The organism is Micromonospora sp. NPDC048868 (assembly GCF_043198195.1).
GTDB classification, from domain to species: Bacteria; Actinomycetota; Actinomycetes; order Mycobacteriales; family Micromonosporaceae; genus Micromonospora; species Micromonospora reichwaldensis.
Genome location: NZ_JBICUN010000002.1, coordinates 257,442 through 271,853 on the forward strand (window position 1 = coordinate 257,442; position 14,412 = coordinate 271,853).

Below are 14,412 nucleotides of genomic sequence, written 5' to 3' on the forward strand. Positions count from 1 at the left end.
GCGGTGGCGGGGAGTGTGTCACCGGCGCGCCGGGCCGACCCGGCCTTCCCGGGCGGCCCGCACCAGTGCGGCGATCGGTCGCGGATCGGGCTCGTTCTCCGGGTGCCACTGCACGCCGAGCAGGAAGGGCCGGTGCGGGTCCTCGACCGCCTCGACCACCCCGTCGTCGGACCAGCCGGTCACCGCCAGCCGACCCGGGTCGGCCACCGCCTGGTGGTGGTAGGAGTTGACCCGGTCCACCCCGGCCATCACCGTCGCGGCCAGGCTGGCCGGGGCGAACCGCACGCCGTGCCCGCCGTAGACGCCGGGGGCGGGGCGGTGCAGGTCGTGCCCCATCAGGTCCGGCAGGTGCTGGTGCAGCGCCCCACCGGCGGCGACGGCGAGCAGTTGCATCCCCCGGCAGACCCCGAGGACCGGCAGGTCGGTGTCGAGCGCCGCGGTGAGCAGGGCCAGCTCGCCCGCGTCGCGGCCGGGCCGGCTCTCGGTACGGGGCGCCGGCGGCTGGCCGTACCGGGCCGGGTCGACGTCCGCGCCGCCGGCCAGGACCAGCCCGTCGAGCACCCGCAGCACGTCCGCGTCGCGGTCGTCCGGGGGCAGCACCACCGCCCGGCCCCCGGCCGCGGTGACCGCCCGGACGTACGCCTCGGGCAGCAGCACCGCCGGCACGTCCCGCCACACCCCCCAACCGACCGGCTCGACGTACGCGGTGATCCCGATCAGTGGCCGGTTCACAGCGGGGTGACGTACGCGCCGGTGATGCCGCCGTCCACGACGAACTGCGCGGCGGTCATGAAGGACGAGTCGTCGCTGGCCAGGAACGCCACCGCGGCGGCGATCTCCTCCGGCTCGCCGAACCGCCCCATCGGCACGTGCACCAGCCGGCGGGCGGCCCGCTCCGGATCGGCGGCGAAGAGCTCCAGCAGCAGCGGGGTGGCGACCGGGCCGGGGCAGAGCGCGTTGACGCGGATGCCCTCCCGGGCGAACTGCACGCCCAGCTCCCTGGTCATCGCCAGCACCCCGCCCTTGCTCGCCGTGTACGCGATCTGCGAGGTGGCCGCCCCCATCAGGGCCACGAACGACGCGGTGTTGATGATCGAGCCCTTGCCCTGCCTGCGCATGTGCGGGATGACGTGCTTGCAGCAGAGGTAGACGCTCGTGGTGTTGACCCGCAGCACGCGCTCCCAGGCGTCCAGCCCCGTGGTCAGGATGGAGTCGTCCTCCGGCGGGGAGATGCCGGCGTTGTTGAACGCCACGTCGATGCGTCCGTGCCGCTCGGCCACGCCGTCGAAGAGGTCCCGTACGGCCGCCTCGTCGGCGACGTCCGTGGCGACGAACTCGCCGCCGACCTCCTCGGCGGCCCGCCCACCCGCCTCCGCGTCGACGTCCACGCAGACCACCCGGGCCCCCTCGGCGGCGAAGCGCCGCACGGTGGCCAGCCCGATCCCGCTGCCCGCCCCGGTGACCACGGCCACCCGGCCCTCAAGTCGACCCCGCACCTGATCACTCCTCCGTCGCGATGAACACGTTCTTGACGTCCGTGAAGGCGTGCAGCGCGTCGGGGCCCAGCTCGCGGCCCAGCCCGGAACGCTTCATCCCGCCGAACGGCGTCCAGTAGCGCACCGAGGAGTGCGAATTGACGCTGAGGTTGCCCGCCTCCACGGCCCGCGCCACCCGCACCGCCCGGCCCACGTCCCGGGTCCAGACCGAGCCGGAGAGGCCGTACTCGGTGTCGTTGGCGAGCCGGATCGCGTCGGCCTCGTCGTCGAACGGGAGCACCGAGACGACCGGGCCGAAGATCTCCTCCCGCCAGTGCCGGTCCGCGGGCGAGTCGGCGAGCAGCACCGTCGGGGCGTACCAGAAGCCGGGGCCGTCGGGGCGGGAGCCGGTGAAGGCGACCTTCGCCCCGTCGACGTAGCCGGCCACCCGGTCGCGCTGGGCGGCGGAGATCAACGGGCCCATCTCGGCCGTGTCCCGGGCCGGGTCCTCCACCCGCAGCGCGCGCACCGCCGGTTCGAGCAGCTCCAGGAACCGGTCGTACACCGGCCGCTGGACCAGGATCCGCGACCGGGCGCAGCAGTCCTGGCCGGCGTTGTCGAAGACGGCGTACGGGGCGGTGGCCGCCGCCCGCTCCAGGTCCGCGTCGGCGAAGACGAGGTTGGCGCTCTTGCCGCCCAGCTCCAGGGTCAGCCGCTTCACCTGCGCGGCGCAGCCGGCCATGATCCGGGTGCCGACCTCCGTGGAACCGGTGAAGCAGACCTTGCGGACGGCGGGATGGGTGACGAACCGCTCCCCCACCACCGACCCGGCGCCCGGCAGCACGGTGAACACGTCGTCGGGCACGCCCGCCTCGCGCGCCAGCTCGGCCAGGCGCAGCGCCGTCAGCGGGGTCAGCTCGGCGGGCTTGAGCACCACGGTGTTGCCGGCCGCGAGCGCCGGCGCGAAGCCCCAGGCGGCGATGGGCATCGGGAAGTTCCACGGCACGATCACCCCGACCACGCCGAGCGGCTCGTGGAACGTCACGTCCAGCCCGCCCGGCACCGGGATCTGCCGCCCGGTCAGCCGCTCGGGCGCGCCCGCGTAGTAGTCGAGGACGTCGCGGACGTTGCCCGCCTCCCACCGCGCGTTGCCGATGGTGTGCCCGGAGTTGCGCACCTCCAGCCGCGCCAGCTCCTCCAGGTGCGCGTCGACCACCGCCGCGAACCGCCGCAACACCCGCGCCCGCTCCCCCGGCGCCACCGCCCGCCAGCGCCGGAAGGCCGCGTCCGCCCGCGCGATCGCCGCGTCGGCCTCCCCGACCGACGTGGCGGGCACGAACCCGACGACCTCCCCGGTGGCCGGATCCACCACCTCACTCAAGCCCGGCCCCTCCCCTGCGTCAGAGGCGTTCGAAGCCACGGATCAGCTCCCAGTCCGTCACGGCGGCGTCGAAGGCCGTCAGCTCGATGCGCGCCTGGTTGGCGTAGTGGGCCGTCACCTCGTCACCGAACGCCTCGGCGGCCACCGTCGAGCCCTCCCACAGGGCCAGGGCGTCGCGGAGCGTGCCGGGGACCCGTTCGGCGGCCGGATCGTCGTACGCGTTGCCGGTGCACTCCTCGCCCAGTTCCAGCTCGCGCTCGATGCCGTGCACCGCGCCGGCGACGAGGGCCGCGATCGCCAGGTACGGGTTCACGTCCGCCCCCGGCACCCGGTTCTCCACCCGCATGCCCTGGCCGTGCCCGACCAGCCGCAACGCGCAGGTGCGGTTGTCCGTGCCCCAGCGCAGCGCGGTGGGGGCGAACGACCCGGGCTGGTAGCGCTTGTACGAGTTGATGTTCGGGGCGAACAGGAGGCTGAACTCGCGCATCGTGGCCAGCAGCCCGGCCAGCACCCGCTGCCCGGTCGTCGACAGGTGCGCCGGCCCGTCGCCGAGCATCGCCGAGCGGCCGTCGGCGTCGCGCAGCGAGAAGTGGATGTGGCAGGAGTTGCCCTCGCGCGCGTTCGGCTTGGCCATGAAGGTGATCGACATGCCCTCCTGGGCGGCGATCTCCTTCGCCCCGTTCTTGTAGATCACGTGGTGGTCGGCGCAGGCCACCGCCTCGTCGTAGCGGAAGGCGATCTCGTGCTGGCCGAGGTTGCACTCCCCCTTCGCGCTCTCCGGGGTGAGCCCCGCCCCGGCCATCTCCCGCCGGATGCGGCGCAGCAGCGGCTCCACCCGGGCGGTGCCGAGCAGGGAGTAGTCCACGTTGTACTGGTTGGCCGGGGTCAGGTCCCGGTAGCCGCGCTGCCAGGCTTCCTCGTACGAGTCCCGGAACAGCACGAACTCCAGCTCGGTGCCGGCGTACGCGGTCAGCCCGTGCGCGGCCAGCCGGTCGAGCTGCCGGCGCAGGATCTGCCGGGGCGAGGCGACCACCGGGGCCCCGTCCAGCCAGGCCAGGTCGGCCAGGAGCAGCGCGCTGCCCGGCTGCCAGGGCACCCGGCGCAGGGTGTCGAAGTCCGGCACCATGGCGAAGTCGCCGTAGCCGCGTTCCCAGCTCGACATCGCGTACCCGTCTACGGTGTTCATGTCGACGTCGACGGCGAGCAGGTAGTTGCACCCCTCGCTGCCGTGCGCGGCCACCTGGTCGAGGAAGTAGGGCGCGTGGAACCGCTTGCCCTGCAACCGGCCCTGCATGTCGACCAGGGCCAGCACCACGGTGTCGATCTCGCCCTCTGCGACGGCGACCCGCAGCTGTTCCAACGTGAGCGGAGCTTTCCTCATCGGCGGGCCTCCATCACCAAGGTCTACTGGCTGAACCGGTCGACCGTCAATGCCCCGCCCGGCATCCCGGCAACCGCCCCGGAACGCACCCGGGCCCGCCTCGCAGCGCCCGCCCTTGCGCCCTGCCTCTGTCCGTCCGCCCTTGCCGCCCGCCCTGTCCGACCGGCCCCCTGTCGAGCTGCCCCGTGCGGTGGGGCAGCTCGACAGGGTGCCAGACGGCACACGGCGGCCCCGGCCGGCAGGCCGGCGCTGCGGGTGGGCAGGCCGGCCGAGCCGGGCAAATTACCTTGCCGCGCCGGCTCGTGGACCGCATGCTTGAGCCCGTGACCAGGCCCGATCGCGACGGGCCACCGCCGGGCGCTCGGACCGCCCGGCACGCGGCGGCGCGGGGCACGTCACCTCTCTCTCACCGTACGGCGCTGCGCCGTACCCGACGCCCGCCCCGCGCCGCCCGCACCGCACCCGCATCGGCTCGAACCGAGCGACCGGCCCGGCCCGCACCGGTCCGATCCGCACTGCACCGCACCGATTCCGTCGGAGCAAGCGGCACGCACCGGTCCGATCCGGCGCGGCCGCCCGCGTCTGCTCAGGTGAGCAGCAGCCCGGCGACCCAGAGCGCGGCGACGAGCAGGCCGGCGAGGAACTCGACGAGCATGGACAGGCCGGCCGCCGCGACCGCCTGCTTCGTCGCCGGCCAGGCCAGCCGGGAGTCGCCCAGCCGCAGCCGCTCCGCCGCCCACACCCCGCCGACGAAGCCGAGCACCAGCCCGATCACCGGGACCACGAAGAAGCCGACCAGGCCCAGCAGCCCACCGGCGAGCAGCGACGAGGTGGGCACCCCCGTGCGTTTCAGGTTCCGCCCCGGCCAGGCGTACTTGACGACGGTGCCACCCGCGGCGACCACGGTCGCGGCGGCGAGCACCGCCCAGCGGCCGGGCCCGGCGCCGCCGAAGATCGCCCAGACCAGCACCCCGCCCCAGCACAGCGGCAGCGCCGGCAGGCCGGGCACCACCACCCCGGCGAGCCCGGCGAGGATCGCCAACCCGGCGAGTACGGCGACCGCCGCCTCGCTGTCCGTCAGGCTCATGCCGTCGCTCCCCGGTCGTCGTCGCGTAGCCGGGCGGTGATCTCCGCCGCCGGTGCGGGCGGGCCGAAGAACCGGCCCTGCCCGGTGTCGCAGCGCAGCGCGCGCAGCCGCTCGGCCTGTACCCCGGTCTCCACCGCCTCGGCGGTCACCCACAGCTCCAGCGCGTGCGCCAGCCGCACCAACGCGTCCACGATCCGTTCGTCCCGGTGGTCGGGCACCGCCTCGACGTCCTCACCCCGGATGCCCTCGACGAACGGCCCGGCCAGCTTGAGGCAGTGGATGGGCAGCCGGCGCAGGTACGCCAGGTTGGAGTAGCCGGTGCCGAAGTCGTCGATCGCCATCCGTACGCCGAGGGCGGCCAGCCGGTGCAGCGACCGCAGCGGCTCCCCGGCGGTGCCCATCACCGCGCTCTCCGTCAGCTCCAGTTGCAGCAGATCCGCCGGCAGCCCGGTGGAGGCCAGCGCGTCGGCCACGGTGTCCACGATCCCCGGGTCGTCGGCCTGCCGGGCGGCCAGGTTGACGCTGACCACCAGCTGCGCCCGGGGGAACTCGCGCCGCCACGCCTCCGCGTCCCGGCAGGCCTGCCGCAGCACCCACTCGCCGAGCCGGACGATGAGGCCGGTCTCCTCGGCGAGCCCGATGAACCGGTCCGGCCCGATCAGCCCCAGCTCCGGGTGCTGCCACCGGACCAGCGCCTCCACGGCCAGCATCGAGCCCTCGACCAGGGACACGATCGGCTGGTAGTGCACGACGAACTCGCCCCGGTCCAGCGCCGCCGGCAGCCCGGCGGCCAGGGCGGAACGGGCGATGTCCCGGGCGCCGCGCTCCGGGTCGTAGACCGCCCACCGGCCCCGGCCCTCCGCCTTCGCCCAGTAGAGCGTGGTGTCGGCGGCCTTCATCAGCTCCGAGGCGCTCGTCCCGCCGACCGGGCACTCGACGATCCCGACGCTCGCCGACACCGCGAGCTGCTGCTCGCCGATGCGGACCGGGGCGGAGACCGCCGCCAGGGCCAGCTCGGCGACACCCACCGCGTCGTCGATCCCGGCGCCGTCGTCGACCAGGATGACGAACTCGTCCCCGCCCATCCGGGCGACGAGGTGGCCGCGGCCCGCGACGCAGTCGGCCAGCCGCTTGGCGATCACCACGAGCAGCCGGTCGCCGAGGTCGTGGCCGAGGCTGTCGTTGATCGCCTTGAAGCCGTCCAGGTCGAGGAAGCAGACCCCGACCCGTCGGGCCGCGTCGGCGACGTCGAAGACCCGGCCCAGCGTCTCGAAGAACAGGGTCCGGTTGGGCAGGCCGGTGAGCGGGTCGTGCAGCGCCTGGAAGCGCAGCCGCTGCTGGAGTTCGTGCCGCTCGGTGATGTCCTCGATCATCGCGACGGTGAACCGGGGCCGGCCGTCGTCGTGGCGGATCAGCGAGACGGACAGGTCCGTCCAGACCACGCTGCCGTCCTTGCGGTAGTAGCGCTTCTCCACCCGGGCCCGGTCCTGCTTGCCCTCGATCAGCTCCTGGTAGAGCTCCCACATCCCGGCCGCGTCGTCGGCGTGGAACAGCGCGGCCACGTTGGTCTCGCGCAGCTCCTCGATGGAGTAGCCGAGCATGTCCGCGAACGCCTGGTTGACGTCGATGATCTGGCCGTCGACACCGGCGATGCCGATCCCCGTGGCCGCCCCCACGAAGACGGCCCGGAACCGGGCCTCGCTGTCGCGCAGGGCCTGCTCCACGTCGTCGCGGGCCTGCCACGCCGAGCGGGCGATCCGCTCCTGCTGCGCGAAGGTGCGGTCGCGCAGGGCACGGGCGAAGCCGGCGGCGAGTCCGCCCTGCAACGCCGCGACCCGTTGCGTCGTCCCGTCCCGGTCGGCCCGGCCCGGCACCACCCGGGCGGCGAACCGGTCGCCGAGGGCCCGCACCGACCAGTCGAGCACCCGGGGCTCGGTCAGGTGCTCCTCGACCAGCGCGCGCCCGACCTCCTCGGCCGGCAGGGGCGAGAAGGGCTCGGCGAGCAGGGCCTGGGCCAGCCGGACCGTGTGCAGGTGCAGCAGGCGCTCGGTCTCCGCCGCGCTGAGCGGCACGAAACCGAGCCGGCGCACCGCCCTGGCCCACTCGGCCGCGTACCACTGGGCGCCCGACCGGCTGAGGTCGTCGCCGCCGGGCTCCGGGACGGCGGCCATGGGCTCAGGTGGTGGGCTGGTCGTACCGGGCGACGCCGCCGAAGGCGCCGAACCGCTCCGGGTGCTCGTCGACGTCGGAGGGCGAGTCGGGGCGCCACAGCGGCATGTGCACCACACCCGGCTCCAGGAGCGTCCAGTCGCCGAAGAAGCTCGTCACCTCGGCCCGGGAGCGCAGCGTGATCTCGGTGTCGGTACGCGCCGAGAGGCGCTGCGCGTCGAGCATCTCCTGCGGCTGGTCCTCGAACGTGGAGTGTGAGACGACCAGGTGGCTGCCCGGGGCCGCGGCGGCCCGGAGGGTGGCCAGGATCTCGCCGGGGCGGTCGGCGTCCCGGACGAAGTGCACCACCCCGGCGAGCAGGATGCCCAGCGGCCGGCTGAAGTCGAGCAGCCCGAGGTCACGGGCTGCGGCCAGGATCCGCTCCGGCTCCCGCAGGTCGCCGTGGATCACCCCGGTCAGCTCGTCGCCGGCGAGCAGCTCCCGGCTGTGCGCCACCGCGACCGGGTCGATGTCCACGTAGACCACCCGGGCCTTCGGATTGGCCGTCTGGGCGACCTCGTGCACGTTGCCCACGGTGGGGATGCCGGAGCCGATGTCGAGGAACTGGTCGATGCCGGCGTCGAGCAGCGTGCGTACGGCGCGACGCAGGAACTCCCGGCCGGCGCGCATGGTCGCCGCCAGGTTCGGGGTCATGGCGGCGATCTGCTCGGCGAGCTGCCGGTCGATCTCGAAGTTGTGCGCCCCGCCGAGGAAGTAGTCGTACACCCGGGCCGCGCTCGGCCGGGTGAGGTCGATCTCGGCGGGAAGTCCGTCCGGCATCTGCACTGCTGCACCTCATGGTCGTCGCCGCGGTGCGGGAGGGAGCCGGTGCCGCGGTCACGTGGGGGTACGCGAGGCACCGGCCGACCCGCGGGTCGTGTGGTGCTCACCACTCTAGGCCGCGTACTGCCGGCTCCGGGAGGTCCCATGACCCACTTCGTCGGCCCGTCGGATGTCCGTCACGGACCCGCCCGCCGGCACGGCTCCGCCCCCGCCGGTGACGAGCCTTCGTCGGTGAGGGCCTTCGTCGCCCACGGCATGGGAGCCCCGGACCGGGCGGACGGCGGCGGCAGCGCTGGCCGGCCCCCGGGTCAGCCGGCGGACTCCAGCAGCAGCGAGATGCCCTGCCCCACGCCGACGCACATGGTGGCCAGCGCCCGCCGGCCGCCCCGGCGGCGCAGCTCCAGCGCGGCCGTCAGCGCCAGCCGGGCGCCGCTGGCGCCGAGCGGGTGCCCGAGCGCGATCGCCCCGCCGTTCGGGTTGACGTGCTCGGCGTCGGTCGGCAGGCCCAGCTCGCGCAGCACCGCGACGGACTGCGCGGCGAACGCCTCGTTCAGCTCGATCACGTCGACCGCGTCGAGGCCGAGGCCGAGTCGGTCGAGCAGCTTCCGGGTGGCCGGCACCGGCCCGACGCCCATCACCCGCGGCGGTACGCCGGCCGCGGCGGCGCCGGCGACCCGGGCCAGCGGGGTCAGGCCGTAGCGGGCCACGGCGGCCTCGGAGGCGACCAGCAGCGCCACCGCGCCGTCGTTGACGCCCGAGGAGTTGCCGGCGGTCACCGTGCCGCCCTCGCGGAACGGGGTGGGCAGCGCGGCGAGCTTCTCCAGCGAGGTCTCCCGGGGGTGCTCGTCGACCTCGACGAGCTTGGTCTCGCGCCGCCCCGCCGGGACGGTCACTCCGACGATCTCCTCGGCGAAGCGGCCGTCGGCCTGCGCCTTCGCGGCCCGCTGCTGCGACCGGTACGCGAACTCGTCCTGCTCGGCGCGGCCGACGCCGTACGCGGCGGCGACGTTCTCCGCCGTCTCCGGCATGGAGTCGATGCCCCAGTGCTTCTCCATCAGCGGGTTGACCAGCCGCCAGCCGATTGTGGTGTCGTAGACCTCGGCGGTGCGGGAGAACGGGGTGGCCGCCTTCGGCATCACGAACGGGGCGCGGCTCATGCTCTCCACCCCGCCGGCCACCACGAGGTCCGCCTCGCCGGCCACGACGGAGCGGGCCGCGGTGGCGAGGGCGTCCAGGCCGGAGCCGCAGAGCCGGTTGACCGTGCTGCCGGGCACCTCCTCGGGCAGCCCGCCGAGCAGCGCCGCCATCCGGGCCACGTTGCGGTTGTCCTCGCCGGCCTGGTTGGCGCAGCCCAGGATCACGTCGTCCACCCGCGCCCAGTCCACCGACGGGTGTCGGGCGACCAGCTCGCGGATCACGTGCGCGGCCAGGTCGTCGGGGCGGACGCCGGCGAGGGCGCCGGCGTAGCGGCCGATCGGGGTGCGGACACCGGCCACCAGGTATGCCACGGTCATCAGCGCGATCCTTCGGGGGGTGGGAAGGGGCGGGGGCGGGCGGTTCCGGGTCGCGGGGACGCCCGGCCGCCAGGATATCCGCGCGCGCAGCGGATAGGTTGGCGGCATGGCCCGGGCCCAGTTCAGCGCAGAGACCAGTGGCGGTGGCGAGTTCGTCCGCCAGCCCAACCGGTTCACCGGTCGGGTCACCCCGGACTCCGACTCCCCGCCCGGTGGCGGGCCGGACGCGCAGGGCCGGTGGCCGCTGGAGGCGGGCCGCTACCGGCTGATCTGGTGCCGGGCCTGCCCGTGGGCGCACCGGGCCCGGATCGTACGCGGCCTGCTCGGCCTCCAGGACGCGATCTCCCTCGGCACGGTCGATCCGATCCGCGACGAGCGGGGCTGGCGGTTCGCCCTCGACCCGGACGGGTTCGACCCGGTGCTCGGCATCGGCTTCCTCTCCGAGGCGTACCTGGCCACGGACCCCGACTACACCGGACGGGTCACGGTGCCGGCGCTTGTCGACACCCGCACCGGCCGGGTGGTCACGAACGACTATCCGCAGCTCACCCTGGACCTGTCCACCGAGTGGCGGGGCCTGCACGGGCCGGGGGCGCCGGACCTCTACCCGGTCGAACTCCGCCCGGAGATCGACGCGCTGATGGCGGAGATCCACCGGGACGTCAACAACGGGGTCTACCGGTGCGGCTTCGCCACCTCGCAGGCCGCGTACGACGAGGCGTTCACGGCGCTGTTCGCCCGGCTCGACGCGCTCTCCGAGCGGCTGGCGGGCCGGCGCTACCTGATGGGCGACGCGATCACCGAGGCCGACGTGCGGCTCTTCACCACCCTGGTCCGCTTCGACGTGGCATACCACGGGCACTTCAAGTGCAACCGGCAGAAGCTCACCGAACTGCCGGTGCTCTGGGCGTACGCGCGGGACCTGTTCCAGACGCCGGGCTTCGGCGAGACGGTCGACTTCGACCACATCAAGCGGCACTACTACGGCACCCACGCGGCGATCAACCCGACGGGGATCGTCCCGCTCGGCCCCGACACCTCCGGCTGGACCACGCCGCACGGGCGTGGCTGAGCCGCGCCGGGCCGACCCGCGTACCGCCCCGCCCCGGGCCGCCGCCGCGTCGGCCGCCGCCGCCTGCGTCGTCGCGGGCGCGGTCGCGGTGACCGTCGCCGTGGTCGCCGGTCCAGGGCCGGGCCTGACCGGGTACGTCAGCGAGGCGGGCGTCACCGACAGCGCGTACGCCCCGGCGTACCGGATCGGGGTCTTCGCCCTGGCGGCCGGCTTGCTGCTGCTCGCGGCGGCGCTGTCCCCGGTGCTGCGGGCGGCGGCCGGGCTGCTCGCGGCCGGGAGCGTCTTCGCGCTGGTCTCCGGGGCGGTGACGTGCAGCGCCGGCTGCCCGCTGCCGCCGTTCGAGCGGGCGACCACGGCGGACCTGGTGCACGGCGCGGCGAGCATCCTCGCGGTGGCCGCGGTGGTCCTCGCCATGCTGGCGGTCATGCTCACCCGGGCCGCGCCGTCGGCGCTGCGCCGGCTGGCCGCGGTGGCCCTGGCGGCGGCCCTGCCGCTGGCGGGCGCGACCGCCGTGGCCATGCTCTTCGTGGGGCGCGGCGGCCTGATCGCCGTCCTGGAGCGGCTGCTGCTGCTGGTGGCCGTCCTGTGGGGCACGGCCGCCGCGACCGCCGTCGCCCTCCGCCGGTGAGCCGGGGCACCTCGGGACGCCGGAGATGGGGCATCGGTCCCTTCGTGCACCTGTTGTAAGGAGCGTCACCGCGGGGACTCCTTCCGCAGCATCGACGGCCGGCGTTATCCTCGGCGGCGATGACCAACGTCTGGCACCTGACCGTGCGCCTGTATGTCGACCTCCGACTGCAGGCCAGCGGCGTCTGTCCGGCGCAGCCGCTCTCCTGACGCTGCCCCGTTCCGACCTCCAGACCCTGGGACACACCCTCATGGCTTCCGCCCTGCGCAAGATCCCCTTCTCCGTGCAGATCCTGCTCGGCCTCGTCCTCGGCGTGGCGCTCGGCTTCCTCGCCCGCGCCAACGACCTGAGCTGGCTCACCAGCACCCTCGACACCGTCGGCGGTCTCTTCGTCCAGCTGCTCAAGCTGGCCGTGCCGCCGCTGGTCTTCACCGCCATCGTGGTCAGCGTGGTCAGCCTGCGCGGGGTGGCCAACGCCGCCCGGCTGGCCCTGAAGACCCTGCTCTGGTTCGGCGTCACCGCGCTGATCGCGGTGGGCGTCGGCATCGGCCTCGGCCTGCTCACCGACCCGGGCCGCGGCGTCACCCTCGACACCGCCGGCGCCACCGCGCCCACGCGGACCGGCTCGTGGACCGACTTCCTCACCGGCATCGTGCCGACCAACCCGGTAGGCGCGTTCGTCGACGGCAACGTGCTCCAGATCGTCTTCCTTGCCCTCGTCGCCGGCGCGGCGGCGCTGCTGGTCGGCGAGCCCGCGGAGCCGTTCGTGGCGATCAACCGCGCGCTGCTGGAGATCGTCCAGAAGGCCCTGTGGTGGGTCATCCGGCTCGCCCCGATCGGCACCCTCGGCCTCATCGGCAACGCCGTCGCCTCGTACGGCTGGGACCTGGTGGCCCCGCTCGCCAAGTTCACCACCGCCGTCTACGTCGGCTGCGCGATCGTGCTCTTCGTGGTCTACCCGCTGCTGCTGGTGGGCGCCGGACGGCTCAACCCGGTGCGCTTCTTCGCCGGCGCCTGGCCCGCGATCGAGCTGGCCTTCGTCTCCCGCTCCTCGGTGGGCACGATGCCGGTGACCCAGCGCTCGGTCGAGCGCCTCGGCGTCCCCCGCGAGTACGCCTCCTTCGCGGTGCCGTTCGGCGCCACCACGAAGATGGACGGCTGCGCGGCGATCTACCCGGCGCTGGCCGCGATCTTCGTCGCCCAGGTCTTCGGGGTGGACCTCGGCGTCACCGACTACCTGCTGATCGCCTTCGTCTCGGTGGTCGGTTCGGCGGCCACCGCCGGCCTGACCGGTGCGATCGTGATGCTCACCCTGACGCTGAGCACGCTGGGCCTGCCGCTGGCCGGCGCCGGTCTGCTGCTGGCGATCGACCCGATCCTGGACATGATCCGCACCGCCACCAACGTCGCCGGCCAGGCACTGGTGCCGACGATCGTCGCCGCCCGCGAGGGCACCCTGGACCGGGCCGCGTACGACTCGGCGGGCCGGCGGTCGCCGCTCGCCCCGGCGGACGCCGACGGCGACGGCCCGCGCCGCGCTGAGGAGCTGAGCCCCGTCCCGGCCTGAGCCACCCCGGCGCGCCCCGGGCGGTCCGAGCCGCCCGGGGCGCTCGCGGCGGGCCCGAGCCGCGCCCGAGCCGCCGCCCGCGCCCGCACCGACCGTCGTGCCCGGGGCCCGGCGCGACCCGACGAGTCGGGGAGGACCCCGCCCCGGGGTCCTCCCCGCGTCCGAGAGGATGACCGCATGAGTGTCCTGTTCACCCCGCTGACCCTGCGCAGCGTGACCCTGCCCAACCGGATCGCCCTGGCCCCGATGTGCCAGTACACCGCCGGCCCGGACGGCCTGCCCACCGACTGGCACCTCGTGCACCTGGGCGCCCGGGCGGTCGGCGGCGCGGGCCTGGTGATGACCGAGGCCACCGCCGTGCTGCCCGAGGGGCGGATCAGCCCCCAGGACACCGGGCTCTGGTCCGGGGCGCACGTCGACGCCTGGCGGCCGGTGACCGCCTTCGTCGCCGCGCACGGCGCGGTGCCGGTCGTGCAGCTCGCGCACGCCGGGTTCAAGGCCTCGACGTACCGCCCGTGGGCGTCCCGGCGGGGCGGGGTGCCCGACGCCGAGGGCGGCTGGACCCCGGTCGGCCCGGGGTCCGCGCCGTTCGTGCCCGACTACCGGGTGCCGACCGCGCTGGACGAGGCGGGCATCGCCAACGTCGTCGAGGCGTTCGCGGCGGGGGCCGCCCGGGCGGTCGACGCCGGGTTCGCGGCAGTGGAGATCCACGCCGCGCACGGCTACCTGCTGCACGAGTTCCTCTCCCCGCTGACGAACCACCGCGACGACGGCTGGGGCGGGGACCGCTCCGGCCGGATGCGGCTCACCCTGGAGGTGGCGCGGGCGGTCCGTGCGGCGGTCGGCGAGGACGTGCCCGTACTGACCCGCATCTCGGCCACCGACTGGGAGCCGACGGGCTGGACGGCCGAGGACAGCGTGGTACTCGCCGGCGAACTGGCCGCCGCCGGGGTGGATCTGGTCGACTGTTCCTCGGGCGGCGCGTCGGCCACCGCGACCATCCCGGTCGGCCCGGGCTACCAGGTGCCGCTGGCCGCCCGGGTACGCCGGGAGGCGGGCGTGGCCACCGGCGCGGTCGGCCTGATCGTCGAGCCGGAGCAGGCCGAGGAGATCGTCGCGTCCGGCGACGCCGACCTGGTCCTGCTCGGGCGGGAACTCCTGCGGGACCCGTACTGGCCGCACCGGGCCGCCGCCAAGCTCGGCGCCACCCCCACCTGGCCCGCCCAGTACGCCCGCGCCACCTGACCCACCCCCGCCCCCGCCCTGGTTGCGTCGATCATGAGGTTGACGGCGATGTCGATCTCCATGAGTGCCGT

Annotated in this window: 12 protein-coding genes; 4 read left to right on the plus strand and 8 right to left on the minus strand. The window is 74.8% G+C overall.

Annotation, left to right across the window (positions count from 1 at the left end; translation table 11 throughout):
* Nucleotides 1-18: 18 nt before the first annotated feature.
* The 8 genes from ACGFNF_RS04065 to pcaF all read right to left on the minus strand — a co-directional run bounded on the left by ACGFNF_RS04065 (nucleotide 19) and on the right by pcaF (nucleotide 9,829).
* The gene (locus ACGFNF_RS04065) at nucleotides 19-732 is read right to left on the minus strand and encodes a gamma-glutamyl-gamma-aminobutyrate hydrolase family protein (protein WP_393165617.1); all 714 of its coding nucleotides are present in this window, start codon (nucleotides 730-732) and stop codon (nucleotides 19-21) included.
* Complete coding sequence (locus ACGFNF_RS04070; RefSeq protein WP_327030800.1) at nucleotides 729-1,496, minus strand: 3-oxoacyl-ACP reductase; 768 nt, start codon at nucleotides 1,494-1,496, stop codon at nucleotides 729-731. The genes ACGFNF_RS04065 and ACGFNF_RS04070 overlap by 4 nt, the downstream gene beginning before the upstream one ends.
* A 4-nt stretch (nucleotides 1,497-1,500) precedes the next feature.
* Nucleotides 1,501-2,856: an aldehyde dehydrogenase family protein gene (locus ACGFNF_RS04075; protein ID WP_393165619.1), complete on the minus strand. Its 1,356-nt coding sequence runs from the start codon at nucleotides 2,854-2,856 to the stop codon at nucleotides 1,501-1,503.
* A 19-nt stretch (nucleotides 2,857-2,875) separates the two neighbouring features.
* A complete protein-coding gene (locus tag ACGFNF_RS04080; protein ID WP_357577416.1) occupies nucleotides 2,876-4,237 on the minus strand; it encodes a glutamine synthetase family protein in 1,362 nt (453 codons plus the stop codon).
* A gap of 586 nt (nucleotides 4,238-4,823) precedes the next feature.
* Nucleotides 4,824-5,324, minus strand: coding sequence for a DUF456 domain-containing protein (locus ACGFNF_RS04085; RefSeq protein WP_151456927.1), 501 nt, complete (start codon nucleotides 5,322-5,324; stop codon nucleotides 4,824-4,826).
* Nucleotides 5,321-7,495: an EAL domain-containing protein gene (locus ACGFNF_RS04090; protein ID WP_357577417.1), complete on the minus strand. Its 2,175-nt coding sequence runs from the start codon at nucleotides 7,493-7,495 to the stop codon at nucleotides 5,321-5,323. The genes ACGFNF_RS04085 and ACGFNF_RS04090 overlap by 4 nt, the downstream gene beginning before the upstream one ends.
* 4 nt (nucleotides 7,496-7,499) lie before the next feature.
* A complete protein-coding gene (locus ACGFNF_RS04095) occupies nucleotides 7,500-8,318 on the minus strand; it encodes an SAM-dependent methyltransferase (protein ID WP_357577418.1) in 819 nt (272 codons plus the stop codon).
* Between the two features lie 305 nt (nucleotides 8,319-8,623).
* Nucleotides 8,624-9,829: a 3-oxoadipyl-CoA thiolase gene (gene pcaF, locus ACGFNF_RS04100; protein WP_357577419.1), complete on the minus strand. Its 1,206-nt coding sequence runs from the start codon at nucleotides 9,827-9,829 to the stop codon at nucleotides 8,624-8,626.
* A 106-nt stretch (nucleotides 9,830-9,935) separates the two neighbouring features.
* Here pcaF and ACGFNF_RS04105 point away from each other — a divergent pair, with 106 nt between their 5' ends.
* The 4 genes from ACGFNF_RS04105 to ACGFNF_RS04120 all read left to right on the plus strand — a co-directional run bounded on the left by ACGFNF_RS04105 (nucleotide 9,936) and on the right by ACGFNF_RS04120 (nucleotide 14,341).
* Nucleotides 9,936-10,901, plus strand: a complete 966-nt coding sequence (locus ACGFNF_RS04105) for a glutathione S-transferase family protein (RefSeq protein WP_393165622.1) — start codon at nucleotides 9,936-9,938, stop codon at nucleotides 10,899-10,901.
* Nucleotides 10,894-11,529, plus strand: a complete 636-nt coding sequence (locus ACGFNF_RS04110; protein WP_393165624.1) for a DUF998 domain-containing protein — start codon at nucleotides 10,894-10,896, stop codon at nucleotides 11,527-11,529. Before ACGFNF_RS04105 ends, ACGFNF_RS04110 begins: the two co-directional genes overlap by 8 nt.
* 262 nt (nucleotides 11,530-11,791) lie before the next feature.
* On the plus strand, nucleotides 11,792-13,096 hold the full coding sequence (locus tag ACGFNF_RS04115; RefSeq protein WP_393165863.1) for a dicarboxylate/amino acid:cation symporter: 1,305 nt from the start codon (nucleotides 11,792-11,794) through the stop codon (nucleotides 13,094-13,096).
* Between the two features lie 177 nt (nucleotides 13,097-13,273).
* Nucleotides 13,274-14,341: an NADH:flavin oxidoreductase/NADH oxidase gene (locus ACGFNF_RS04120; RefSeq protein WP_393165626.1), complete on the plus strand. Its 1,068-nt coding sequence runs from the start codon at nucleotides 13,274-13,276 to the stop codon at nucleotides 14,339-14,341.
* Nucleotides 14,342-14,412 lie beyond the last annotated feature (71 nt).